The sequence below is a fragment of the Mycobacterium sp. RTGN5 genome, from assembly GCF_033804465.1.
In the GTDB taxonomy this organism is placed as follows: domain Bacteria; phylum Actinomycetota; class Actinomycetes; order Mycobacteriales; family Mycobacteriaceae; genus Mycobacterium.
Genome location: NZ_JAPZLA010000003.1, coordinates 266641 through 289312, shown reverse-complemented (window position 1 = coordinate 289312; position 22672 = coordinate 266641). Strand labels below are relative to the sequence as shown.

Here is a 22672-nt window from a genome sequence, read left to right as displayed (position 1 = left end):
TGCTCATTTCATCCACTCGGGGGTGACCGGCAGCCCGTTGCGGTGTCGGTATTCGGCAATCGCCTTGAGGTTCTTCATCTCGAGTTCGTGACCGGCGCCGAACATGTCCCAGAAATCGCCGACCCACACCGGGCGTTCCGGCGGCGCGGTTTCCGGATAGGGATTCTCGTCGTAGAACGGGTGATGGCAATTCGTCCAGAGCACAACCGATCCCGGCTTGTCGAGGACAGCCTGCGCATCGATCACCCGCATCAGGTAGATCATCCACAGGTGCTTGCCCTGGTCCCACGCGCAGTGGTAGTCGACGGTGCGCGCCTGCGGGTTGGCTTCGGTGCGGGTGTAGATCGTTGTCTCCGAACCCAATCGGTCGTAGGCCACCCACAGCCCCGGCTCTTCGGTGGTCTCGAACCCGCGCAGGCTGTAGGTCCATTCCTCCAACGAGCGGGTGTCGGACAGATACTCGTAGAGTTCATCGGGCGGACAGTCGATGTAATCGTTGACCGTGCAGTATCGACCGAAGACGTCATCGTGCGGGTACACCGACCGCATCATCTCCATGATGACCGGGGTGGCCTTCTCCCGCGGGGACGTCTCGATCCGCATGACCCCGTCAATAGGGTCGGCGGATCCGGTGTGGGCAACGATATCGTCAAGCGCGGGCAGCGACATGGGTCGTAGCCTCCTCTGTGGTCGGGGTCTCGGTGTGCCGCAGCGCAGCCAGGAACGGTGCGAATGGCGGGATTTCGTCGGCCGAGCATTCGATGCTGACGACGGACGGCCCGTCGTCGGACAGTGCCGCCCCCAACGCGGTGTGCAGCTGGCTGAGCTCGCCGACGTCCACCGAACGCAGCCCGGGGAACATCGCCGCCAGCCCGGCACCCAAATTGCTGGTCCGGAACCGGTTGTAGCTGTACATATCTCGGTAATACAACTGCTCACGCGTCACGCACATGGCATGTGCGTTGTTGTTGAACAGCACGAACGTGATCGGCAACCGGTACTGGATTGCGGTGTGCATCTCCATGCCGTGCATGAAGAACGAGCCGTCACCGGCCACCACCACAACGCGGCGCCCGCGGCCGAAGGCCATGCCGATGGCAGCTCCGAAGCTGTAGCCCATGCCGCCCATCCCCAGCGCGACGATGAACCGTCCCGATCGCCGCACCGGAAGATTGTGGATGACGGCCGCGCCGGTGTTGCCCGCGTCGACGACGATGTCGACATCGTCGGGAAGAATGGCGTCGAGTGCGGAAACCGCGTCGCGGTAACGGATTCCGTCACCATCGTGACGGGGCGGGATCAGCTCCTGATGCCCGATTGTCTCGGGCACCCGCAAGCCGTCGGGGCGCCGGCCGCACCCCGAGAGCATCATCGCCAACTGCCCCAACGACGCCCGCAGGTCGTCGGTGCGGATGTGGGTGCAGGCCAGGTACGGCGCGGCCGAGCCGATGGACATCGTCGGCACGCAGGCCAGCGCATCATCCAACCCGCTGCGTGCGGTCACATTCAGCCGGGTTCCGATCAGCAGGCACAGTGCACTGTCGCGGATGGCGTCGGCTATCCCGGGATGCCCCATCACGCCAGTGACGCCCAGCGACGACGACGAGCCCAGTCCGGGCGAGCCGCTGACATCCTTCGCGTCCGGCACGGTCGCGACCTTCGCGCGCAGCAGGGCGCGCAGCCGCTCGAGGTCGACGCGGGCATCGTCGCGAGCCACCTGCTCGCCGGCGATGATGGTCACGGGTCCGTGAGCCCGGCGCAACTCTCGGGCGATCGGCCACGGGTCGCCCACCACGGGCGGCTCCGGGGCCGATGTCAGCCGGCTCCGCGCCGGGACCAAAGCCTGCTGAATATCTTTGGGCAGCAACAGAACCGCCGGTCCGCCCTGCCACGCCGCGGCGATCGCCTCCGGCAGCGCCGTCACGATCTGTTCGGCGGACGTGATGCGCCTGCAGTACACCGACACCGCCGAGAACAGTGCCTGGGCATCGAGCGAACCATTACGGCCACTGGTGTCCTGAAAGCTGCCACGGCCGTCCATCGCGGTGGGTGGCTGGCCGATCAGCGCCAGTACCGGCACCCGACTGGTCAGCGACTCACCCAGCCCTGGAACGAGATTCAGCGAGCCGCCGCCGGAGGTCGCCATGACCACCCCCAGCCCGCACCCCGCCCGGCTGTAACCGTCGGCCATCGTCGCGGCGGAGAACTCGTGCTTTGCCAGGACAGCGGTGACGCCCTCGTGAAAGTACGCGGCATCGTAGAGATCCTCGATATTGGCACCATCGACGCCGAACAGGTAGTCGACGCCGATGGCCGCAAGTTGGTCGACGATGAAGTCGACCATGCGTTGTTGCCCGTCCATCCGGATCACCTGTCCCTCCCCAACCCTCTCAATGACACGAGAGGTGGGGCGGTTCGGTTCACCGAGGCAGATGAGAATCGTTTCAGGAGAACGATTTTGACGCGCGCGCCCTGACGGGGCGATCAGTCAGCGTGACTTCAGGCTGCGTTGCAGCAGAACATCCCCGGTTTCGGCCTTGACGACCTGCACGGCGGCGATCTTCTCCATCGGCATCGACGTACTGCCGGTCGGCGAGGCCGACTCGCCCTCACGGGCCATCCACGTTGCCAGCTGGACGCGGCTACCGTCGCTACCGACCGCATACATCGCCAGCTTGTCACCGTCTTCGGTGGCGTCCTCGCCGATGTCCTCGTGGTACGTGCACGTCATCTCGACGTGGGTGCCCCACCCCATCGGCGTCACCTGCACCGTGGCGTCGAACGAAGACGGCGTCACCGGCGTCATGCTGACGGACATCGCAGACACCTGCGGGGCGGGGTCCGTTGTCCCGAACGGCGCCGGCTTGACCGCAACAAGGACCCCGACGGCCAGCACCGCGGCGGCCGCCGCAGCCACCGTCCAGGTGACCCACCGCCCGCGGCGACGACGCCGGCGCACCGCGAAGAGCACACCGTCGAGCAGCTGCGGGCGCAGCGGCGGCGGTTCGATGCCACCGGTGTCGATCGCGGTCACCTCGTCGGGGCTGAGCATGGCCAGCAGAGCGGGCATACCGCTGAGCTCACCGACAGACGTTCGGCAGGGCACGCAGCCGCTCAGGTGCGCTTCGTATTCGCGGCGTTCACTGCTCGAGAGGGACCCCAGCACGTAGGAGGCATCCCACGTCTCGTAGGGATCGTATGGATCGTACGAATCGTTCATCGGGTCACCCCCATCTCCTGCAGCGTCAAGCGAAGTGCACGCACCGCGTAGTGCAGCCTCGACTTCACCGTTCCCTCGGCAATCTGAAGGTCGGCCGCGATCTGCGCCGTCGTCCAGCCAAGATAATAGGAACGTCGGACCACCGCGCGATGGTCGGGCGACAGCTGAGCCAGCGCGTCGCCGATCAGCAACCGGTCCAGTGCCGAGTTGACCTCGTCGGGACCCGCGGGCTCCGGCGCACCCTCGGTGTCGAGCGAGTCGGTCTCTCTGCGGAACCTGGCGCTGCGGCGCTCGTCGATGATCATGTTGCGGGCGACCGTGAACAACCACGCCCGCGCGGAACGGTCGGCATCGCCGGACACCTCGGGGTGCTGCCAGGCCCTCAGCAGCGTCTCCTGCACGACGTCCTCTGCCCGCGCCGGATCCCCGGTGAGCCGCAGCGCATAGCGCCACAATGCGGCCGCGTGCTCCTCATAGAGCACGCGCACCAACGCCGCCTCCGGGTCATCCATTACTTAACCTCCCGGCTGATACACGTAACCGGTGAGTGTCTGGTTCAAAGTGTGCGCGAAGACGCACCCGGATGGGGCGCGAACCGCTAGGCGGTGAGGATTCGCGGGCCGTCGTCGGTGACCGCGACGGTGTGCTCCCAGTGCGCCGCGCGGGACCCATCGGAGGTGATGACGGTCCATTCGTCGGCCAGGATCCGCGTCTTGGTGGTGCCCAGGGTCAGCATCGGCTCGATCGCCAGCACCGATCCGACGGCCAGCAGCGGTCCGCGACCGGGCTCGCCCTCGTTGGGCAGGAAGGGGTCCATATGCATTTCCCGGCCGATACCGTGCCCGCCGTAGCCCGCGACGATGCCGAACCGCCGGCCGTACGTCCGCTCGGCGGCACGGGTGCCGGTCTCGATCGCGTGTGAGACGTCGGAAAGCCGGTTGCCGGGAATCATGGCCGCGATACCGGCTTCCATCGACTGCTTCGTCGCAGCCGACAAGGCCTCGTCCATCGCGATCAGCGTGCCGATGCCGAAGGTGACGGCGGCGTCGCCGTGCCAGCCCTCGATGATCGCACCGCAGTCGATCGACACCAGGTCACCGGCCGCGAGCTTCTCTTCGGGCGTCGGAATGCCATGCACCACACGGTCATTGACCGACGAGCAGATGCTGGCGGGATAGCCGTGGTAGCCCAGGAACGACGGGATGCCGTTAGCCTCCCGGATCACCGTCTCGGCGACGTCGTCGAGTTCCTTGGTGGACACCCCCGGTGCGGCGGCCGCCTGGACGGCGCGCAACGCGGCGGCCACCACTGCTCCGGCAGCGGCCATCGCATCCAATTCACCCGGTGTGCGGGTGGGAACCGTTTTGCGATTACGCAGGCCGGGCAGCGAGACCATCGAGCGTCAGTGGCCGAGCGCCTGCAACGCCCGGGCGAACACCTCATCGGTGCTGCCGACGGCGTCGACGGTCTTGAGCTCATCGCGGTAGTAGTCCAGCAACGGGGCGGTCTCGTCGCGGTAGACCTTGAAGCGATTGCGGATGACGTCCTCTTTGTCGTCGTCCCGGCCGCGGCTCATCAGCCGGGCGACCAGCTCGTCCTCGGGCACCCGGAACTCGAGCACGGCATCCAGCTTGAGGCTGCGACGGCTGAGCATTTGCTTGAGGGCCTCGGCCTGCTCCACTGAGCGGGGAAACCCGTCCAGGATGAAGCCTCCGGCGGCGTCAGCGTCATCGAGGCGGCTGTCGACCAGCGCATTGGTCAACGTGGCCGGGACCAGGTCGCCGGCGTCGAGATACTTCTTTGCCTCCAGCCCCAGCTCGGTGCCGGTGCTGATGTTGTGCCGGAACAGGTCACCGGTGGAGATGTGCGGAATGCCGAGTTTCTTGGCCAAGTCAGCAGCCTGGGTTCCCTTGCCCGCCCCCGGCGGACCAAGCAAAACGATTCTCACTTCAGGAACCCTTCGTAGTTGCGCTGCATGAGCTGGCTCTCGATCTGTTTGACCGTATCCAAGCCCACGCCAATCATGATCAGAACCGCGGTTCCACCGAACGGCAGGTTCTGGACGCCACCGCCGCTACCCATCTGCAGGAACACGTTCGGCAGCACGGCGATCACACCCAGGTAAATCGAGCCGGGAAGGGTGATCCGGTTCAACACGTAACGCAGGTAATCGGCGGTCGGCTTACCTGGCCGAATGCCAGGGATGAACCCGCCGAACTTCTTCATCTCATCGGCACGCTCGTCGGGGTTGAACGTGATCGACACATAGAAGTAGGTGAAGAAGATGATCAGGCCGAAGTAGATGCCGACGTACACCGGATCGGCGGGGTTCGTCAGATAGTTGGCGACGAAGCGGTCCCACCAGCCGTTGCTCGGAGTGGTCCGGCCGCTCTGGATCAACTGGGTGATCAGGTGCGGAATGTAGATCAACGACGAGGCGAAGATCACCGGGATAACGCCGGCCTGGTTGACCTTCAGCGGCAGATACGTCGACGTGCCGCCGTACATCCGCCGGCCCACCATGCGCTTGGCGTACTGGACCGGGATGCGGCGCTGGCCCTGCTCGACGAAGACCACGCCGATGATGATCACCAAGGCAGCCACGCAGACGGCGGTGAAGATGAGGCCACCGCGGCTGTCGAGGATGCTCTTGCCCTCGGCGGGGATGCGGGCCGCGATGCCGGCGAAGATCATCAGCGACATACCGTTGCCGACGCCACGCTCGGTGACCAGCTCGCCCATCCACATGACCAGGGCGGCGCCCGCGGTCATCACCAGCACGATGATGACCAGCGCGAAGATGCTCGTGCTCTGGAGGATGTCCAACGAGCAGCCCTGCAGCAGGCCGCCGTTGGCAGCCAGCGCCACGATGCTGGTGGCCTGCAGGATTGCCAGGGCGATCGCCAGGTAGCGCGTGTACTGGGTCATCTTGGCCTGGCCGGCCTGACCTTCTTTACGCAGCTGTTCGAAGCGTGGGATCACCACCGTCAGCAGCTGCACGATGATGCTCGCGGTGATGTAGGGCATTACGCCCACCGCGAACACCGTCAATTGCAGCAGCGCTCCGCCGGAGAAGAGGTTGATCAGCGAATAGATCTGCCCCCCGCTGCCACCGGAGACCTGCTCGATGCACTGGTGGATGTTCTTGTAGTTGACCCCGGGGGACGGCAGCGATGCGCCGACCCGGTACAGGATCACAACACCCAGGGTGAACAGGATCTTTCGCCTCAGGTCTGCCGTCCTGAGCGAAGAGATGAAAGCCGAGAGCACTCTTCCTCCTGGGCAGCCGGACGGGAGTCTCAGCGTGCCAATGGGGCTGGTCTGGCCAGCGTTCGGGTAATCCTGCCTTGCACCGATCGCCGCCAGGTTTTCAGCCTGCAGGATCGCGCGTTCAAACAGTCTACGAGAGTAACAGTTGGCCCAGGCAGGGCGGCAATCCGTCGTTGGGTGCCACCGAGCCGCCGCGCTCACAGAAATCCCACAGCCGGAATCGCGTACAGTCAATAGTGGTTATATTGGCTAAGTATAAATTGCGGATGAATAAGGACCCAGATATGACGCGTACCGATAACGACACCTGGGACCTGGCGTCCAGCGTGGGAGCCACCGCGACCCTGGTCGCCGCCGCCCGCGCCGCGGCCAGCCGGGAGACCGAACCCCTGATCGACGATCCCTTCGCCGAACCTCTGGTGCGGGCCGTCGGCATCGACTTCTTCACCAAGATGGCCCTCGGCGATCTGCCCACCGCCAACGACCAGTCGGCCATGGGCGTGACCCGGATGACCGACAACATGGCGGTGCGGACGAAGTTCTTCGACGAATTCTTCTTGGGCGCTGCCGCCGCCGGAGTCCGCCAGGTGGTCATCCTGGCGTCGGGCCTCGACTCCCGTGCCTACCGGCTCGACTGGCCGGCCGGCATGGTCGTCTTCGAGATCGACCAGCCGGAGGTCATCGCGTTCAAGACCCAGACCCTGGCCGATCAGGGCGCGGTACCGACGTGTGATCGCCGCACGGTGGCCATGGACCTGCGCAACGACTGGGCCAGCGCACTGCGCGAGGCCGGGTTCGACCCGCAGGCGCCCACCGCCTGGAGCGCCGAGGGCCTGCTGGGCTACCTGCCGCCGGAGGCGCAGGACCGCCTACTGGACACCGTCACCGACTTGTCCGCGCCGGGCAGCCAGATCGCCATCGACTCCGCACCCCCGTCGAACCCGGAGGAAACCGAGGAGTCGCGCGAGAAGATGGAGACCATCTCGGCGCAGTGGCGCGAGAACGGCTTCGACCTCGATTTCGCCAGCCTGGTGTACCTGGGTGAGCGCAACGAGGCCAGCGACTACCTCGGCGGCCACGGCTGGGAGGTCAGCAGCTCCCCCGTCAATGACCTGCTGGCCGCCGGCCAGCGCGGCATCTTCGACGAGGACGAGCCGATGGGCAAGATGTACTACCTCAGCGCCGTCTACGGCGGCGCCCGGTGAGCCGCAGCGAATCTGACACCTGGGACCTGGCCACCAGCGTCGGGACCACCGCCACCATGGTGGCCGCCGCCCGCGCGGTCGCCAGCCGCGAAGAGAACGCACTCATCGACGACCCGTTTGCCGCCCCGCTGGTCCGCGCCGTCGGCATCGACGTCTTCACCAAGATGGTCGACGGCGACCTCGACCTCACCGCCATAGACAGCAAGGGCACTGCCCACGTGATGACCGACGTGATGGCCGTGCGGACTCGCTTTTTCGACGACTTCTTCCTTGATGCGGCCGCGGCCGGGGTGCGGCAGGCCGTCATCCTGGCCTCCGGTTTGGACTCCCGGTCATATCGGCTGGACTGGCCCGCCGGCACGGTGGTCTACGAAATCGACCAGCTCAAGGTCATCGAATTCAAGACCGAGACATTGGCAGGGCTGGGCGCCTCCCCCACCGCCGATCTCCGCTCGGTGAGTATCGACTTGCGTGAGGATTGGCCGGCAGCCTTGCGGGCCAACGGTTTCGATGACACGAAGCCGACCGCGTGGAGTGCCGAGGGTCTGCTGGTGTACCTGCCGCCGGAGGCCCAGGACCGGCTGTTCGACAACATCACCGCATTGTCGGCACCGGGAAGCCGACTGGCCACCGAGTACCACCCGGACGGCGGCGCCGGTCTGGCCGCCCGATCCAAGGCGATCAGCGAGCAGTGGCGGGACAAGGGGCTCGACCTCAACATGGCCGACCTGTTCTACGCCGGGGAACGCAACCCCGTCATCGGCTATCTCGAAGGGCAGGGCTGGGACGTCACTGCCCGCGCTCGCGCCGACATGTTCGCGCTGTACGGACGGCCCTTTCCCGAGACCGAATTGACCGAATCATTACGTAACTCCGTGTCCGTCACGGCAATCCGGAAGTAGCACCATGAGCGAGACCGATTCGATCCGATACGACGGCGATACCTGGGACCTCGCGTCCAGCGTCGGCGCCACCGCGACATCGGTTGCGGCATCGCGCGCACTGGCCTCCCAAGGCCCGGATGCGCTGATCCACGACCCCTACGCCGACGCGCTGGTCAAGGCCGTCGGTGTGGAATCCCTGATCCGGGTGGCCAACGGCGAGGCCGCCGTCGAGGACGACCCGATGCTCAACCGGCGCCGGATGACCGAGCAGATCGCGGTGCGGACGCGGTTCTTCGACGACTTCTTCACCAATGCGGCGCGCGACGGCATCCGCCAGGCAGTGATCCTGGCCTCGGGGCTGGACACCCGCGCTTACCGGATGAGCTGGCCCACCGGTGCGGTGGTCTTCGAACTCGACCAGCCGCAAGTCATCGAGTTCAAGTCCCGGGTTCTCGCCGACCAGGGGGTGTCCCCCACTGTCGATCGGCGCGCCATCAGCGTCGACCTGCGCGACGACTGGCCTGCAGCGTTGCGGGACAACGGTTTCGACGTCAACCAGCCGACGGCCTGGATCGCCGAAGGCCTGTTGATCTATTTGCCCCCGGAAGCGCAGGATCGCCTGCTGGACAACATCACCGCTCTATCGGCCCCGGACAGCCGCTTCGCCACCGAATACATGGCCGCCGGGATGACACTGCCGGACAGCTGGCGCGAGCGATTCAAGAAATACTCGGCGCAGATCGGGTCCGACATCGACCTGCCCGCCCTGTTCTATGACGGCGACCGCAATGCGGTGAGCGACTATCTAGGCGAGCGCGGCTGGCGGATCAACACCCAGACCACCCGGGAATCCTATGGCGCCAACGGTTTTGAACTCCCCGACGACGAGATGGCGCTCGAATTCAGTGACCGCGCCGGCTATCTGACGGCGACACGCGCCAGGGAGCAGTGATGGCACGCACCGAGGGCGACACCTGGGATCTGGCCTCGGGAGTGGGCGCGACCGCGACAGCCGTCGCCGCGTCTCGTGCGCTGGCCCACCGGGCCACGCTGATCGACGATCCGTGGGCCGAGCCGTTGGTCAAGGCCGTCGGCATGGAGATGTTCCTGCAGATTCTCGACGGCCACGGCACCGCTGACCACTCGGAGTCCGATCTGCAGCGGATGGCGCAGGGAATGGCCGTCCGCACAAGGTATTTCGACGATTTCCTGATCGACGCCACCGCCGCCGGTATCCGGCAGGCCGTCATCTTGGCGTCGGGCCTCGACACCCGGTCGTATCGGCTGGCGTGGCCGGTGGGCACCACGGTCTTCGAGATCGACCAGCCGGGCGTCATCGACTTCAAAGCCGCCACCCTGCGGGGCCTCGGGGCCACCCCGACCGCGGGCCTGCACACCATCGGGATCGACCTGCGCGACGACTGGCCGGCCGCCCTGCGCGCCAATGGATTCGATCCCAGCCAGCCGACGGCGTGGATTGCCGAGGGCCTGCTGATCTATCTGCCGCCGGAGGCTCAGGACCGGTTGTTCGACCACATCACCGCGCTGAGTCCGGGCGGCAGCAGGCTGGCCACCGAGTTCATGCCCAGCATGGTGGCATTCACCGGGGACACCGACGATGCAGATCAAGACGGCGAGGAGCGCTGGCGCAAGCTGGGCTTCCACGACGATCTCGCCGACCTGGTGTTCCACGGCGAACGCAGTCACGTCATCGACTACCTCGGCGGCATCGGCTGGCACGTCACCGGCGAACTCGTGCAGGAACTGTTCGAGGCCAATGGTTTCGACAACCACGACTACGACGAGATGGCCGAGCAGTTCACCGGCTTCCAGTACATATCCGCAACACTTTCCTAGGAGAAGACATGGCCCGCACCGACGACGACAGCTGGGACCTGGCTTCCAGCGTGGGCGCCACCGCGACGGCGGTCGCCGCCGGACGCGCCTTGGCGACCAAGGATCCGCGCCAGCTGATCGATGATCCGTTCGCCGATCCCCTCGTCCGCGCGGTCGGCGTCGACTTCTTCGTCAAGATGATCGACGGCGAACTCGACGAGGCACTGTTCAGTGATGTCGCCCCCGAGCGTGTGCAGGGGATGATCGACGCAATGGCCGCCCGCACCAAGTTCTTCGACGACTACTTCACCGCGGCCGCGGCCGGCGGCATCCGGCAAGCCGTGATCCTGGCGTCGGGCCTGGACGCACGCGCGTATCGGCTGCCGTGGCCGGCAGGCACCACCGTGTTCGAGATCGACCAGCCCGAGGTGATCGAGTTCAAAACCGGTGTGTTCGACGGATTGGGTGCCGCCCCCACCGCGCAACGCCACACCGTCGGGATCGACCTGCGGGAGGACTGGCCCGCCGCCCTGCTCGCCGCCGGTTTCGACCCGAAAGCGCCCACCGCGTGGTTGGCCGAAGGGCTGCTGGTCTACCTGCCGTCGGAAGCACAGGACCGGCTGTTCGACATCGTCACTTCGCTGAGCGCTCCCGGCAGCGCCGTCGCCACCGAATACGTGCCCGGCATCGTGGATTTCGACGCCGAAAAGGGCACCGAGATGACCGCCACCGCGCGCGAAAAGGGCCTGGATCTCGATATGGGGTCGCTGGTCTATTCCGGTCCGCGCAGCCACGTGATGGAGTACCTGGGCACCAAAGGCTGGAACGTCACCGGCACGCCCGGCGATGAGCTATTCCAGCGCCTCGGCTTGCCGATCCCCCCGAAAGGGGACGAGAGCGACAACAATCCGTTCGGCGAAATCGTCTACGTCAGCGCCACTCTGGGTTAAAACCCAGCCACAGCAGACTCGTTCCGCTCACCGCTCGCTCACCCTGGTCCAGCAGGCCGCGGACCGACTGGCCGAGCAATGCCGTGACGGCTTCGGGCAGCGAAGCCGCCGCAGGTTGCGAAGATGCCTTGGGGCGCAGGAAGTCCCGCAATGACGAGCTGGGATAGCTGACGAGTTCGACCTCGGCGTCGACATCGATTCCGGCGAGCACCTTGGCCCGCCGCACCGCGGTTCGCAGTCCACCGAGTTCGTCCACCAGTCCGTGCTCCAGGGCATCGGCACCGGTCCACACCCGGCCGCGGGCGACCGCGTCGACGGCATCGACCGCCATATGGCGCGCCTCGGCGACCCGCTGAACGAAATCGTTGTAGAACAAATCAGCCTCGGCCTCCACCAGGGCCTGCTGCTCCGCAGTGAACGGCGCATTGACCGACCAGGCATCGGCGTTGTCGTTGGTCCGCACACTGTCCGACCCGACCCCGAGACGCTCCTTGAGTTCACGGGCGACCAGCTTGCCGGTCAGCACCCCGATGGAGCCGGTGATGGTTCCGGGGTTGGCGACGATGGCGTCGGCACCCATCGCAATGTAGTAGCCGCCCGAAGCGGCCACCCCACCCATCGAGGCAACGACCGGCTTGCCCTTGGCACGCACCCGCGTCACTTCCCGCCAGATCGTCTCCGAGGCGGTCACCGCCCCGCCCGGGCTGTCCACCCGCACCACCACTGCGGCCACGTCGTCGTCGGTGGCTACCTCGCGCAGCGCGGCGCCGATGGTGTCACCACCGGCGCTGGAGCGTCCGAACGGAAGCCCCTGCGGGCCGCCGCGTCCGCCGACGATCGACCCCGCGACCGTGACCACCGCGATCCTCGGGTGTTTCTTGCGGCCCGGCACTGACGGCAGCGGCACCGGTGCCCCGCCCTTGCGGATCTGCGCGTAGCGGGACAGGAACAGCCGTGGCGGGGCGTTGTCGTCGGAGTCAGCGTCACCCGTTTCGGGTGAGATGCCTTCCACACCAGTGAGTTCGGCGATGCGGCTGTAGGCCTCGTCCCGGAAGCCGATGCGGTCGACCAGGTGACCGGTGACCGCCTCGTCGCGCAGCAGCGGCGCCCGGTTGGCCAGCTCGTCGACGGCCGCGACCTCGATGTGCCGCGACTCGGCGATGGCCTGCCACACCTGGGTGTGCAGGCTTGCGATCAGCCGGGAGTCGGCCTCACGGTGGGCGTCGGTGTAGTGGTCCTGGGTGAACATGTTGACCGCCGACTTGTACTCGCCGCGGGCTACGAACTGGGCTTCGATGCCGGCCTTGCCCAGCGCGTCACGCAGGAACAGGGCATTGGTGGCGAACCCGATCAGGCCGACGGTGCCGGTGGGCTGCATCCACACCTCGGTGAACGCCGAGGCCAGGTAGTAGGACAGCGTGCCGGGGTAGGTCTCGGCCCACGCCAACGACGGCTTGACCTCGGTGAAGGCCGCGATGGCGGCACGGAGCTCCTGCACTGGACCGGCCGGTGCCGCCGAAAGCTGCACCCGCACAATCAGTCCGGCGACCCGCGGATCCTCGGCGGCACGATGGATCGCGGCGACGGCGTCGCGCAGCAGCATCGTCCGGCCGCCGCCGGTGATGAAGGTCAACGGGTCGAAGCCGCTGGCCTCCGGCGGTACGGACTGCAGGTCGAGCTCCAGGATGCAGCCGTCGGGGACCCCGTGGTGCCGGGCGGTATCGATGCGGCGCAGCGCGTCGCGGATGTCATCGGCACCCGGGACGGCGGGCAGGAAAGCGAACATACAGTCGAGGCTACCGGCGCTCACACCGGTCCCGGCCCCCACGCTCGTACGGTGGAGGGGTGAGGTACTCCATCTCGATACCGCAATTCGACGTCGACGGCTTCGACGGCGAGGGCCTGCGAAGTTACCTGACCCGCGCCGAGGAGCTCGGTTTTGAGGGCGGGTGGACGTTGGAACAGGTGATCGGCCCGACGCCCTTGCTCGCGCCGATGGAGCTACTGGCCTGGGCCGCGGCGTGCACCACGACACTGCGACTGGGGGTGGCCGTGCTGATCACCTCCCTGCACGATCCCCTCCAGCTGGCATCGACCGTGACCGCCGTCGACCGGCTCAGCCACGGCCGCCTGGACCTCGGCGTCGCCCCCGGCGGCGGGCGGCGCAAATTCGAGGCGTTCGGGGTCGACCCGGCCACGTTCATCACCAACTTCACCGAAGGCCTGACCCTGATGAAGGCGGCCTGGTCCGACGAGCCGCGGGTGACCTTTCACGGCCGCTTCCGCAATGTCGACGATCTGCCGATCTCGCCGAAGCCGGTGCAGCGGCCACATCCGCCGATCTGGTTCGGCGCCAACGCGCCTCGCGCGATCGCGCGCGCGGTGCGCCACGGCGACGCGTTCATGGGGGCGGGATCCTCGACAACGGCGGACTTCGCCTCGGCCGTGCGAATCCTGCGGGCCGAGCTGACCGAGCAGAACAAGGACCCGGCGACCTTCCGGGTCGGCAAGCGGGTGTACCTGATCGTCGACGATGATTCCGCCAGGGCCCGCGAGCGGGTGCTCGCCGGGCTGCGCCGGATCTACGGGTCGATGCCCGGAGTGGACGCGGTCCCGGTGTCCGGCACACCGTCGGAGGTCGCGCACGGACTGCGTGAGGTGATCGAGGCCGGCGCGCAGACGCTGTTGCTGAACCCGACCGGGGCGAGCCTCGCCGAAGATCGCGAGCAGATGGAACGCCTTGCCGCCGAGGTCATTCCGCAGCTGACCTAGTCACGAAAAAAGCCCCCGTGCTCGCGGTGCGAGCGGGGGCCTTCTCGTTATCCGATCTACAGTTCGGTGGCCGAACCGCCAGCGGCGGTGATGGCCTCGCGGGCGCTGCCGCTGAACTTGTGCGCGGTGACGTCGATCTTCGCGCTCAGCTTGCCGTCGCCCAGCACCTTGACGAGCACGTTCTTACGAACCAGGCCCTTGTCCACCAGTTCGTCGATACCGACAGTGCCGCCCTGCGGGAAGGCCTTGTTGATATCGCCGAGGTTGACGACGCCGTACTCGGTGCGGAACCGGTTACGGAAACCCTTGAGCTTGGGCAGCCGCATGTGGATCGGCATCTGCCCGCCCTCGAAGGTCACCGGGACGTTCTTGCGGGCCTTAGTGCCCTTGGTGCCGCGGCCTGCCGTCTTACCCTTGGAGCCCTCGCCGCGACCGACGCGGGTCTTCTTGGTCTTCGAGCCGGGAGCCGGCTTCAGGTCGTGCAGTTTGATGACGCTCATTGGACTTCCTCAACCTCGACAAGGTGGTGCACGACGTTGATCAAGCCACGCGTCTGCGGGGTGTCCTCGCGAACCACCGACTGGCGAATCTTCCTCAGTCCCAAGGTCCGCAGGCTCTCGCGCTGATTCCAGCGCGCACCGACGACGCCGCGCACCTGGGTGATCTTCAGGTCTGCCATTGTTATGCGCTTCCTTCACGCGCGGCTGCAGCAGCCAGCGCATCGCTTTCCCGACGCGCGCGCAGCATGCCTGCCGGCGCGACGTCTTCGATCGGCAGCCCACGACGGGCGGCTACCTCTTCGGGACGCTGCAGCAGCTTGAGCGCGGCAACGGTGGCATGCACCACGTTGATCGCGTTGTCACTGCCCAGCGACTTGGCCAGAACGTCGTGCACGCCAGCGCATTCCAGCACGGCACGCACCGCGCCACCGGCGATGACGCCGGTACCGGGGCTGGCCGGACGCAGCATCACGACACCGGCCGCGGCCTCGCCCTGCACGGGATGGGTGACGGTGCCACCGATCAGCGGGACGCGGAAGAAGTTCTTGCGGGCTTCTTCAACACCCTTGGCGATCGCGGCCGGGACCTCTTTGGCCTTGCCGTAGCCGACACCGACGAGTCCGTTGCCGTCACCGACGATGACCAGTGCGGTGAAGCTGAACCGACGACCACCCTTGACCACCTTGGAAACACGGTTGATCGTGACAACGCGCTCCAGGTAGTTGCTCTTCTCGCCGCCGTCGCGACCGCCGCGTCCGCCACGGTCTCCGCGATCGTCACGGCGGCCTCGGCCACCGCGATCGTCACGTCCGCCGCGCTGTACGTCGGTCCGGGTGCCGGCCGAGGGGGCGCCGGTATCCGGCGCTGCAATCGGCTCCGACATTATGCGGTCCTTCCGTTGTACGTCATTAGAATTTCAGTCCGTTCTCGCGGGCGGCATCTGCCAGCGCCGCGATCCGGCCGCCGTAGGTGTTACCACCGCGGTCAAACACCACGGCGTCGACACCAGCGGCCTTGGCGCGCTCGGCGATCAGCTGACCGACCCGCACGCTGTGTGCCTTCTTGTCGCCCTCGACGGCACGGACGTCGGCCTCGATGGACGAGGCTGCCGCGACCGTGATGCCTTCGGCATCATTGACCAGCTGCACGTGGATGTGCCGCGAGGAGCGGTTGACCACGAGGCGGGGCCGCTCGGCGGTGCCGACGACCTTCTTGCGCAACCGGTTGTGCCGACGGAGGCGCGAAACCCGGCGCGCGGCCGAGACACTCGTGCCGACCGGGGTGCGATCGGTGGCTGCTTTCTCTGCTTGAGCCATGGCTTACTTACCTGTCTTTCCGACCTTGCGGCGGATCTGCTCACCCTCGTAGCGCACGCCCTTGCCCTTGTACGGGTCCGGGCGGCGCAGCCGACGGATGTTGGCCGAGATCTGGCCGACCTTCTGCTTATCGATACCTGTGACCGAGAACTTGGTGGGCGTCTCGACCGCGAAGGTGATGCCCTCCGGGGCCTCGATGACCACGGGATGGCTGAACCCGAGCGCGAACTCGAGGTTGCTGCCCTTGAGCTGCACGCGGTAACCGACGCCGAAGATCTCCAACTTGGTGGTGTAACCCTCGGTCACACCGGTCACCAGGTTGGACACCAGCGTGCGCGACAACCCGTGCAGCGAGCGGCTGAGCCGCTCGTCGTCGGGCCGGCTGATCACGATGGCGCCATCGTCGTTGCGCGCCACGGTGATCGGCTCGGCGATCGCCAGTTGCAGCGTGCCCTTAGGGCCCTTGACCGACACGTTCTGGCCGTCGATCGTCACATCTACACCGGCGGGAATCGTCACCGGCTGCTTTCCAATACGCGACATGTCTAAGCCTCCCTCACCAGACGAAGGCGAGGACTTCGCCGCCCACGCCGGACCGCGCTGCCTGACGATCGGTCAGCAGGCCTGAAGACGTGGAGATGATCGCCACGCCCAGTCCGCCGAGCACTCGCGGCAAATTGGTGGATTTCGCGTACACCCGCAGTCCGGGCTTGGACACCCGGCGCAGACCGGCGAGGCTTCGCTCGCGGTTGGGTCCGTACTTGAGCTGGACTATCAGCGACTTACCGACCCGAGCATCCTCGGTCCGGAAATCGGTGATGTAACCCTCACGCTTGAGGATCTCGGCGATGTTCGCCTTGATCTTGCTGTGCGGCAGGGTCACTTCGTCGTGATACGCCGAATTGGCGTTGCGCAGACGTGTCAAGAAGTCCGCGATTGGGTCCGTCATGGTCATGACTGGGCCTGTCTACCTTCCTCGCAACGGTTCCCCCCTGGGTTGGTTCCCGTGGGGGCCTGCTGCGCACCTGTTCTGTAGGGGTCTGTTACCAGCTGGACTTTTGCACGCCGGGCAGTTCGCCGGCATGTGCCATCTCGCGCAAGCAGATTCGGCACAGGCCGAACTTGCGGTAGACGGCGTGCGGGCGTCCGCACCTGTTGCAACGGGTGTATGCCCGCACGGCGAACTTCGGCTTCTTGTTGGCCTTATTGACCAGTGCCTTCTTTGCCATCTGCTCAGTTCTCCTTGAAGGGGAAGCCCAGCGCACGCAGCAGCGCCCGACCCTCGTCGTCGTTCGTCGCCGAAGTGACGACGGTGATGTCCATGCCGCGCGGCCGGTCGATCGAGTCAACGTCGATCTCGTGGAACACCGACTGCTCGGCGAGTCCGAAGGTGTAGTTGCCGTGGCCGTCGAACTGCTTGGGGCTCAGGCCGCGGAAGTCGCGGATACGCGGCAGCGCGATCGACACCAGCCGGTCGAGGAATTCCCACATCCGGTCGCCGCGCAGGGTGACCCGCGCGCCGATCGGCATGCCCTCGCGCAACTTGAACTGCGCGATCGACTTGCGGGCCTTGCGGATCTCGGGCTTCTGGCCGGTGATCAGCGCGAGGTCGTTGACCGCGCCGTTGATCAGCTTGGCGTCGCGGGCGGCGTCACCGACACCCATGTTGACGACAACCTTGACCACACCGGGGATCTGCATGACGTTGGCGTAGTTGAACTCGGTGTTGAGCGCATCTTTGATCTCTTCGCGGTAGCGCGCCTTCAGTCGCGGCTGCACCTTCGCGGTGTTTTCTACGGTGGTCATGTCAGATGTCCTTGCCATTGCGCTTGGAGACTCGGACCTTCTTGCCCGTCTCCTCGTCGACGCGGTAGCCGATGCGGGTCGGGTTGCCGTCGGAGTCGACGACCATCACGTTGGAGACGTGGATTGCCGCCTCCTGGGTGACGATGCCGCCCGAGGACGCGCCACGCTCGTTGGCCGACTCCGCGGTGTGCTTCTTGATCCGGTTGACGCCCTCGACGAGAATCTTCTCGCGGGTCGGGTAGGCCTCGATGACCTTGCCCTTGGCGCCCTTGTCCTTACCGGCGGTGACCAGAACGGTGTCGCCCTTGTGCACCTTCATTTACAACACCTCCGGGGCCAGCGAAACGATCTTCATGAACTTCTTCTCACGCAGCTCGCGACCGACCGGGCCGAAGATGCGGGTGCCACGCGGATCGTTGTCGTTCTTGATGATGACGGCGGCGTTCTCGTCGAACTTGATGTAGCTGCCGTCCGCCCGACGGCGCTCCTTGACGGTGCGCACGACGACGGCCTTGACCACATCACCGCGCTTGACGTTGCCTCCGGGGATGGCGTCCTTGACGGTCGCCACGATCACATCGCCGATGCCGGCGTAGCGTCGCGCCGAGCCACCCAGAACACGGATGCACAAGATCTCCTTGGCGCCCGTGTTGTCGGCGACCTTGAGCCGCGACTCTTGCTGAATCACTAGATCTCCTCGACCTGGTTACTGTGTGCACGGCAGATACCGACCTGACGTGCGCGGTCTGTGTCACCCAAAGAGCACGCAGGGTTTTCTCTTGCGAGATAACCGAGGTCTGCCCTGGGCAACCCCTAAATACTAGGTGACGAGCGGAAAAGCTCCAAATCCTCGCACTTCTCCCGCCCAAACCGACAAACGGGCGCAGAAGTACGAGTACCTCGCGCCATTACGTCGATCTCGGCGCAGCTCAGTCAGCCCACCACGCACCGGAAGCCGATATGGGTGGTCGAGCTGTCCTGCGATTGCGGCGAACGCGCGGCCGGCCGGTATCGGTGGCAGTACTCCGGCGCGCACAGATGCGACCCGCCCTTGAGGGTCTGATTGACCGCAGGATCGGGTTCGGTGGGCGGCGGGCAGCAGGCATTCTGCTGCTCAAGAACCACGTGATGCGCCGAGAACTGCGTGGTGGTCCATTCCCAGACATTGCCGATCATGTCGACCAGGCCGTATGCGTTCGGCGGGAAGGTTCCCACCGGCGAGGTGCCCACCCACCCCAGCGCACCGTCGTTGCGATACGGGAAGCGCCCCTGCCAGGTGTTGGCCATCAACCCTCCCCCGACCGTCGGGTCGTCACCCCACGCGTAGGGACCGGTGCTGTTCGCCCTTGCCGCGTACTCCCATTCCGCCTCGGTCGGCAGCCGCCGGCCGGCCCAACGGGCATAGGCGATCGCGTCGGGATAGGCGACCTGCACGACGGGGTGATCCGGCTTGTCGGCGACGTCACTGCCGGAACCGAAGGGCGCACGCCAGTTCGCGCCAGGCGCCCAGTCCCACCACTGCCGCCAGTCGCGCAGATCCGCCGGGCCCGGCGTCGGCCGAAACACCAGCGCACCGGGCAGCAAATCCGCTTCGGCGACACCGGGATACAGCGCCGGATCGAGTGGCCGCTCGGCGATCGTGAGGTATCCGGTGGCGGCGACGAAGTCGGCGAACTGGGCGTTGGTCACCGGGTGCCGTTCGATCGCGAAGGCACCGACGGTCGCGGTGTGGATCGGCGCCTCTTCGGGATAGAAGGCGGTCGACCCCATCCGGAACGACCCGCCGGGCACCGCGACGAGCTCGGTGAACATGGGTTCAGGGTATGACGATGCTGAATTCGTCGGTCAGCACCGAGGCAGCCGCGTCGAATCCAGCGGTTCCCGACGGCGCCTCCACGTGCACCGCGACCAGATAGTTCCCTGCGTTGGTCCAGACGTGAGCGATCCGGTCCTGGTATTCGAGTGATTCATCGGGATCCCTGGCCCAGGTACCCATCAACTTCTGCCCACTGAAGCCGCAGAAGTCGCCGGGCAGCAGGCTCAGCGTGCTGATCGGGTACCTGGCCATCACGTCGTCGCCGTACCTCGTGAACGCGGCGCCCGGGTCCAGCGGGGTCGACGCGATGGTGACCTCGGCGACCATGTCGTCCGGTCCGGACAGCAGAGCGCCGACATCACCGGTGCCGGGAGTCGACGACCATCCCGGTGGCACTTGGACTCTGATCTTGGGCGCGGCGGGGTCCGCGACGGCGGCCACCGCCGTGGGCCCCGACTGTTCGGGCCGGCACACGGTCGCGTCTGCCGGAATGGGCGCGCGGGTGGTTTCCAGCACGCCCGGTTCCGAGGATTCGGGTGCGTCGGTGACCCTGGTCGACGTGGTCGCGCCGCCGGTCGACGACGTCGAAGCGTCGGCCCGGACCGCTGTTCCGTCGCTATTGCGCGCACAGGCGGCAACACCCGGGGCGGCTAATAACACAACCGCCGCAGCGGCGCACACCAGCCGAGTCACCTCACCAGTATGACGTGGGGGTCAGTCCCTGGCGAAGGCCGCCGCGAGTTGGCGCGCCGCGTCGACGTAGGGACTCCCCGATACGTCGACGACCACCCGCGCGATGGTTCCCCCGCTGAAGTCGAATGGCGCCGCGTAGGCGCTGGACACCGCCTGACCCAGATTGCGCCCCACGCTGACTCCGCCGCCGGCCAATCCGAACGTGAACGGATGGGCTTTGACTCCGGCCAGTGTGGCCACCGCGGTGCCGTCGACGTAGAGGGTGACGTCGCCGAGTGGTGTGTGGCTGCCGTCGACCGTGCCGGTTCGGGCGTACGCCGCTCCCACGATGTGGTCACCCAGCGGTAGCGGGTCGGGGGCGATCACCCGCTGTTCGACTTCACCGAAGAAGTTGTAGACGAACTGCAGCCGCCCGTCGGCGACGAACAAGACGTACCCGCCGTGGCCGGCACCCTGTTTGAGCAACACACCCTGCACGTCCGGACTGTCGATGCTCACCTCGGCCAACACCGAGAACGAGCGGCCGCTGATTGACACACACGCGCCCATCGCGATCGGCGCGGTGTGCGGGTAGTACACGTAGCTGGACCGATTACCGGCCAGCGACGGGCGGGTGCGGGTGACCATCTCGAACACGTTGAGGTCGGAAAGCGGTAGGCCGTTGTACTTTTCGGCCTCGGCGAACCACAGCTTCTGCAACTCGGCGAGCTTGTCGGGGTGCTCGGCGGCAACATCGTGACACTGACTGCGGTCCTTCTCGATGTTGTACAGCTCCCAGCGGTCGGCATCGAAATGCGACCAGCCCGACGGCGCGGCAGGGTGCACCGTGTTGGCGAACCAGCCCTTGTGCCAGATCCCGCGAGTGCCCAGCATCGTGTAGAACTGGGTCTCCTTGCCGGTGTCTGCAGCCGAGTCGTCCAGTGCCGCCTTGAAACTCACTCCGTCGAGCGGCTTTTGCGCGATGCCTTTCACGGTCTGCGGCGCATCGATGCCCAGCAGCTCGTAGATCGTCGGCGTGATGTCGGAAACGTTGACGTAGTTGTCGCGGATCTCGCCGTGTGCCGCAATTCCGTTGGGCCAGGAGATGATCGCGGTGTCGGCGATGCCACCCTCGTGGGAGGCGTAACGCTTGTAGAGCTTGTATGGCGTATTGAACGCCATCGCCCACCCGATCGGGTAGTGGTTATAGGTTGCCGGAGAACCTAATTCGTCGAAGAACGGCATGCTCTCCTCGACGGTGTCGACGTAGCCGTTGAAGAACTTGCCTTCGTTGACCGAGCCATTGGGCCCACCCTCGCCGCTGGCGCCGTTGTCGGAGATCACGACGACGATGGTGTTGTCCAGCTGCCCGGATTCCTCCAGATAGTCCAGCACCCTGCCGATCTGGGCATCGGTGTAGGACAAGAACCCAGCGAACACTTCGGCCATCCGGGAGAACAGCCGCTTCTCCTCGTCATCGAGGGAATCCCACGGGCGCACGGTGTCTTGCAGAGGCCACGGCTCACCGTTGGGTCCGGTGACATCCGCGTACGGGTTCACCCCGGACAGTTCGGTGTCGGGTGGCACGATGCCGAGCCTCTTCTGGTTCGCCAGGACGATCTCGCGGTAGCGCTCGTAGCCCATGTCGAACTCGCCGGCGTAGCGGTCGGCCCATTCCTTGAACACGTGGTGCGGCGCGTGGCCGGCACCCGGGCATAGGTAGGTGAACCACGGCTTTTCCGGGGCAACCATCGTGGAGTCGCGGATGAACTCGATTGCCTTGTCCGCCAGGTCCTTCGAGAGGTGATACCCCTCGTCCGGGGTGGCGGGCGGCTCCACCGGGTGGCCGTCGTAGACCAGCTCCGGATACCACTGGTCGGTCTCCCCGCCCATGAACCCGTAGAAGCGCTCGAAGCCGCGCGACAGCGGCCAGTGCCTGCGGGTGGCCGCGAGGTTGGACTCCTCGATCGGGGTGAGGTGCCACTTGCCGACGCAATAGGTGTTGTAACCGCGCTCGGCGAGCACTTCCGAAATCAGTGCGGTGTCATCGGGAATGCGGCCGTTGATGCCGGGAAAACCTTCGGTGAACTCCTCGACCATGGCCATCCCGACCGTGGTGGAATTGCGCCCCGTCAGCAGTGCCGCCCGGGTCGGCGAACACAGTGCGGTGGTATGGAACTGCGAAAGCCGAACTCCCCGCTCGGCGAGCCGCGTCATCGCCGGCATCGACACCAGCCCACCAAAGCAATCCCATGTCGCGATGCCGATGTCGTCCCACACCAGGTAGAGCACATTGGGTGCGCCGTCCGGCGCCTTGGGTGCGGCGTACGGGCCCCAGTCCGGTTCGGAATCGCGAATGTCCAGTTCGATCTTGCCGTTGAACTCCGTGGTCATCCGCGCTCCCCAATCCTCGAGCCTGCCCGCC

At 66.2% G+C, this 22672-nt stretch carries 27 protein-coding genes; 6 read left to right on the top strand and 21 right to left on the bottom strand.

Annotation, left to right across the window (positions count from 1 at the left end; all coding sequences use genetic code 11):
- Positions 1–3: 3 nt before the first annotated feature.
- From SLQ31_RS18295 to secY, 7 genes are all read right to left on the bottom strand, one after another.
- Positions 4–669, bottom strand: coding sequence for an SRPBCC family protein (locus tag SLQ31_RS18295; RefSeq protein ID WP_319435421.1), 666 nt, complete (start codon positions 667–669; stop codon positions 4–6).
- Positions 650–2362 carry a thiamine pyrophosphate-binding protein gene (locus SLQ31_RS18290; protein ID WP_319435420.1) on the bottom strand — a complete coding sequence of 571 codons (1713 nt, stop codon included), beginning with the start codon at positions 2360–2362 and terminating at the stop codon, positions 650–652. The genes SLQ31_RS18295 and SLQ31_RS18290 overlap by 20 nt, the downstream gene beginning before the upstream one ends.
- Positions 2363–2488: 126 nt before the next feature.
- Positions 2489–3220, bottom strand: a complete 732-nt coding sequence (locus SLQ31_RS18285; protein WP_319435419.1) for a zf-HC2 domain-containing protein — start codon at positions 3218–3220, stop codon at positions 2489–2491.
- Entirely contained in the window at positions 3217–3732 is a 516-nt protein-coding gene (locus SLQ31_RS18280; RefSeq protein WP_319435418.1) for a sigma-70 family RNA polymerase sigma factor, read from the bottom strand. The genes SLQ31_RS18285 and SLQ31_RS18280 overlap by 4 nt, the downstream gene beginning before the upstream one ends.
- 86 nt (positions 3733–3818) lie before the next feature.
- A complete protein-coding gene (gene map / locus SLQ31_RS18275; RefSeq protein WP_319435417.1) occupies positions 3819–4616 on the bottom strand; it encodes a type I methionyl aminopeptidase in 798 nt (265 codons plus the stop codon).
- Between the two features lie 6 nt (positions 4617–4622).
- A complete protein-coding gene (locus SLQ31_RS18270) occupies positions 4623–5168 on the bottom strand; it encodes an adenylate kinase (RefSeq protein WP_319435416.1) in 546 nt (181 codons plus the stop codon).
- Complete coding sequence (secY, locus tag SLQ31_RS18265; RefSeq protein WP_319435415.1) at positions 5165–6490, bottom strand: preprotein translocase subunit SecY; 1326 nt, start codon at positions 6488–6490, stop codon at positions 5165–5167. The genes SLQ31_RS18270 and secY overlap by 4 nt, the downstream gene beginning before the upstream one ends.
- A gap of 284 nt (positions 6491–6774) precedes the next feature.
- Here secY and SLQ31_RS18260 point away from each other — a divergent pair, with 284 nt between their 5' ends.
- The 5 genes from SLQ31_RS18260 to SLQ31_RS18240 are packed head-to-tail and all read left to right on the top strand — an operon-like array spanning position 6775 to position 11365.
- Positions 6775–7695 carry a class I SAM-dependent methyltransferase gene (locus tag SLQ31_RS18260; RefSeq protein ID WP_319435414.1) on the top strand — a complete coding sequence of 307 codons (921 nt, stop codon included), beginning with the start codon at positions 6775–6777 and terminating at the stop codon, positions 7693–7695.
- Positions 7692–8597: a class I SAM-dependent methyltransferase gene (locus tag SLQ31_RS18255; protein ID WP_319435413.1), complete on the top strand. Its 906-nt coding sequence runs from the start codon at positions 7692–7694 to the stop codon at positions 8595–8597. The genes SLQ31_RS18260 and SLQ31_RS18255 overlap by 4 nt, the downstream gene beginning before the upstream one ends.
- A 4-nt stretch (positions 8598–8601) precedes the next feature.
- Positions 8602–9531, top strand: a complete 930-nt coding sequence (locus SLQ31_RS18250; protein ID WP_319435412.1) for a class I SAM-dependent methyltransferase — start codon at positions 8602–8604, stop codon at positions 9529–9531.
- Positions 9531–10436, top strand: a complete 906-nt coding sequence (locus SLQ31_RS18245; protein WP_319435411.1) for a class I SAM-dependent methyltransferase — start codon at positions 9531–9533, stop codon at positions 10434–10436. The genes SLQ31_RS18250 and SLQ31_RS18245 overlap by 1 nt, the downstream gene beginning before the upstream one ends.
- Before the next feature lie 8 nt (positions 10437–10444).
- Positions 10445–11365 (top strand): class I SAM-dependent methyltransferase, encoded by a 921-nt coding sequence (locus tag SLQ31_RS18240; protein WP_319435410.1) that lies wholly within the window; start codon positions 10445–10447, stop codon positions 11363–11365.
- Here the strand turns inward: SLQ31_RS18240 and sppA are convergent.
- Positions 11346–13151, bottom strand: a complete 1806-nt coding sequence (sppA, locus tag SLQ31_RS18235; protein ID WP_319435409.1) for a signal peptide peptidase SppA — start codon at positions 13149–13151, stop codon at positions 11346–11348. The genes SLQ31_RS18240 and sppA overlap by 20 nt on opposite strands.
- 59 nt (positions 13152–13210) lie before the next feature.
- On the opposite strand from sppA, the gene SLQ31_RS18230 reads away from it, so the two are divergent.
- Complete coding sequence (locus tag SLQ31_RS18230; protein ID WP_319435408.1) at positions 13211–14137, top strand: LLM class flavin-dependent oxidoreductase; 927 nt, start codon at positions 13211–13213, stop codon at positions 14135–14137.
- A 56-nt stretch (positions 14138–14193) separates the two neighbouring features.
- On the opposite strand, the gene rplO is transcribed toward SLQ31_RS18230, so the two are convergent.
- From rplO to SLQ31_RS18165, 13 genes are all read right to left on the bottom strand, one after another.
- The gene (gene rplO, locus SLQ31_RS18225) at positions 14194–14637 is read right to left on the bottom strand and encodes a 50S ribosomal protein L15 (protein ID WP_319435407.1); all 444 of its coding nucleotides are present in this window, start codon (positions 14635–14637) and stop codon (positions 14194–14196) included.
- Complete coding sequence (gene rpmD, locus SLQ31_RS18220) at positions 14634–14816, bottom strand: 50S ribosomal protein L30 (RefSeq protein WP_319435406.1); 183 nt, start codon at positions 14814–14816, stop codon at positions 14634–14636. Before rpmD ends, rplO begins: the two co-directional genes overlap by 4 nt.
- Positions 14817–14818: 2 nt before the next feature.
- Positions 14819–15520 carry a 30S ribosomal protein S5 gene (gene rpsE, locus SLQ31_RS18215; RefSeq protein ID WP_319435405.1) on the bottom strand — a complete coding sequence of 234 codons (702 nt, stop codon included), beginning with the start codon at positions 15518–15520 and terminating at the stop codon, positions 14819–14821.
- Between the two features lie 25 nt (positions 15521–15545).
- On the bottom strand, positions 15546–15953 hold the full coding sequence (gene rplR, locus SLQ31_RS18210; RefSeq protein ID WP_319435404.1) for a 50S ribosomal protein L18: 408 nt from the start codon (positions 15951–15953) through the stop codon (positions 15546–15548).
- Positions 15954–15956: 3 nt separating this feature from the next.
- Positions 15957–16496: a 50S ribosomal protein L6 gene (rplF, locus tag SLQ31_RS18205; RefSeq protein WP_319435403.1), complete on the bottom strand. Its 540-nt coding sequence runs from the start codon at positions 16494–16496 to the stop codon at positions 15957–15959.
- A gap of 13 nt (positions 16497–16509) precedes the next feature.
- A complete protein-coding gene (gene rpsH, locus SLQ31_RS18200) occupies positions 16510–16908 on the bottom strand; it encodes a 30S ribosomal protein S8 (RefSeq protein WP_319435402.1) in 399 nt (132 codons plus the stop codon).
- Positions 16909–16996: 88 nt separating this feature from the next.
- Complete coding sequence (locus tag SLQ31_RS18195; RefSeq protein ID WP_047329118.1) at positions 16997–17182, bottom strand: type Z 30S ribosomal protein S14; 186 nt, start codon at positions 17180–17182, stop codon at positions 16997–16999.
- Positions 17183–17186: 4 nt separating this feature from the next.
- On the bottom strand, positions 17187–17759 hold the full coding sequence (gene rplE / locus SLQ31_RS18190) for a 50S ribosomal protein L5 (protein WP_319435401.1): 573 nt from the start codon (positions 17757–17759) through the stop codon (positions 17187–17189).
- 1 nt (position 17760) lies between these two features.
- The gene (gene rplX / locus SLQ31_RS18185; RefSeq protein ID WP_319435400.1) at positions 17761–18078 is read right to left on the bottom strand and encodes a 50S ribosomal protein L24; all 318 of its coding nucleotides are present in this window, start codon (positions 18076–18078) and stop codon (positions 17761–17763) included.
- Entirely contained in the window at positions 18079–18447 is a 369-nt protein-coding gene (gene rplN, locus SLQ31_RS18180) for a 50S ribosomal protein L14 (RefSeq protein WP_319435399.1), read from the bottom strand.
- A gap of 245 nt (positions 18448–18692) precedes the next feature.
- Positions 18693–19571, bottom strand: a complete 879-nt coding sequence (locus tag SLQ31_RS18175; RefSeq protein ID WP_319435398.1) for a formylglycine-generating enzyme family protein — start codon at positions 19569–19571, stop codon at positions 18693–18695.
- A gap of 4 nt (positions 19572–19575) precedes the next feature.
- On the bottom strand, positions 19576–20268 hold the full coding sequence (locus tag SLQ31_RS18170; RefSeq protein ID WP_319435397.1) for a hypothetical protein: 693 nt from the start codon (positions 20266–20268) through the stop codon (positions 19576–19578).
- 21 nt (positions 20269–20289) lie between these two features.
- Positions 20290–22641, bottom strand: a complete 2352-nt coding sequence (locus SLQ31_RS18165; protein WP_319435396.1) for an arylsulfatase — start codon at positions 22639–22641, stop codon at positions 20290–20292.
- Between the last annotated feature and the right edge of the window lie 31 nt (positions 22642–22672).

Bases quoted from the DNA above. Each gene is read 5' to 3' on its own strand.
- SLQ31_RS18295 (WP_319435421.1), bottom strand. From the start codon at position 669: ATGTCGCTGCCCGCGCTTGACGATATCGTTGCCCACACCGGATCCGCC.
- SLQ31_RS18290 (WP_319435420.1), bottom strand. From the start codon at position 2,362: ATGGACGGGCAACAACGCATGGTCGACTTCATCGTCGACCAACTTGCG.
- SLQ31_RS18285 (WP_319435419.1), bottom strand. From the start codon at position 3,220: ATGAACGATTCGTACGATCCATACGATCCCTACGAGACGTGGGATGCC.
- SLQ31_RS18280 (WP_319435418.1), bottom strand. From the start codon at position 3,732: ATGGATGACCCGGAGGCGGCGTTGGTGCGCGTGCTCTATGAGGAGCAC.
- map (WP_319435417.1), bottom strand. From the start codon at position 4,616: ATGGTCTCGCTGCCCGGCCTGCGTAATCGCAAAACGGTTCCCACCCGC.
- SLQ31_RS18260 (WP_319435414.1), top strand. From the start codon at position 6,775: ATGACGCGTACCGATAACGACACCTGGGACCTGGCGTCCAGCGTGGGA.
- SLQ31_RS18250 (WP_319435412.1), top strand. From the start codon at position 8,602: ATGAGCGAGACCGATTCGATCCGATACGACGGCGATACCTGGGACCTC.
- SLQ31_RS18245 (WP_319435411.1), top strand. From the start codon at position 9,531: ATGGCACGCACCGAGGGCGACACCTGGGATCTGGCCTCGGGAGTGGGC.
- SLQ31_RS18240 (WP_319435410.1), top strand. From the start codon at position 10,445: ATGGCCCGCACCGACGACGACAGCTGGGACCTGGCTTCCAGCGTGGGC.
- sppA (WP_319435409.1), bottom strand. From the start codon at position 13,151: ATGTTCGCTTTCCTGCCCGCCGTCCCGGGTGCCGATGACATCCGCGAC.
- rplO (WP_319435407.1), bottom strand. From the start codon at position 14,637: ATGAGCGTCATCAAACTGCACGACCTGAAGCCGGCTCCCGGCTCGAAG.
- rpmD (WP_319435406.1), bottom strand. From the start codon at position 14,816: ATGGCAGACCTGAAGATCACCCAGGTGCGCGGCGTCGTCGGTGCGCGC.
- rpsE (WP_319435405.1), bottom strand. From the start codon at position 15,520: ATGTCGGAGCCGATTGCAGCGCCGGATACCGGCGCCCCCTCGGCCGGC.
- rplR (WP_319435404.1), bottom strand. From the start codon at position 15,953: ATGGCTCAAGCAGAGAAAGCAGCCACCGATCGCACCCCGGTCGGCACG.
- rplF (WP_319435403.1), bottom strand. From the start codon at position 16,496: ATGTCGCGTATTGGAAAGCAGCCGGTGACGATTCCCGCCGGTGTAGAT.
- rpsH (WP_319435402.1), bottom strand. From the start codon at position 16,908: ATGACCATGACGGACCCAATCGCGGACTTCTTGACACGTCTGCGCAAC.
- SLQ31_RS18195 (WP_047329118.1), bottom strand. From the start codon at position 17,182: ATGGCAAAGAAGGCACTGGTCAATAAGGCCAACAAGAAGCCGAAGTTC.
- rplE (WP_319435401.1), bottom strand. From the start codon at position 17,759: ATGACCACCGTAGAAAACACCGCGAAGGTGCAGCCGCGACTGAAGGCG.
- rplX (WP_319435400.1), bottom strand. From the start codon at position 18,078: ATGAAGGTGCACAAGGGCGACACCGTTCTGGTCACCGCCGGTAAGGAC.
- SLQ31_RS18175 (WP_319435398.1), bottom strand. From the start codon at position 19,571: ATGTTCACCGAGCTCGTCGCGGTGCCCGGCGGGTCGTTCCGGATGGGG.
- SLQ31_RS18165 (WP_319435396.1), bottom strand. From the start codon at position 22,641: ATGACCACGGAGTTCAACGGCAAGATCGAACTGGACATTCGCGATTCC.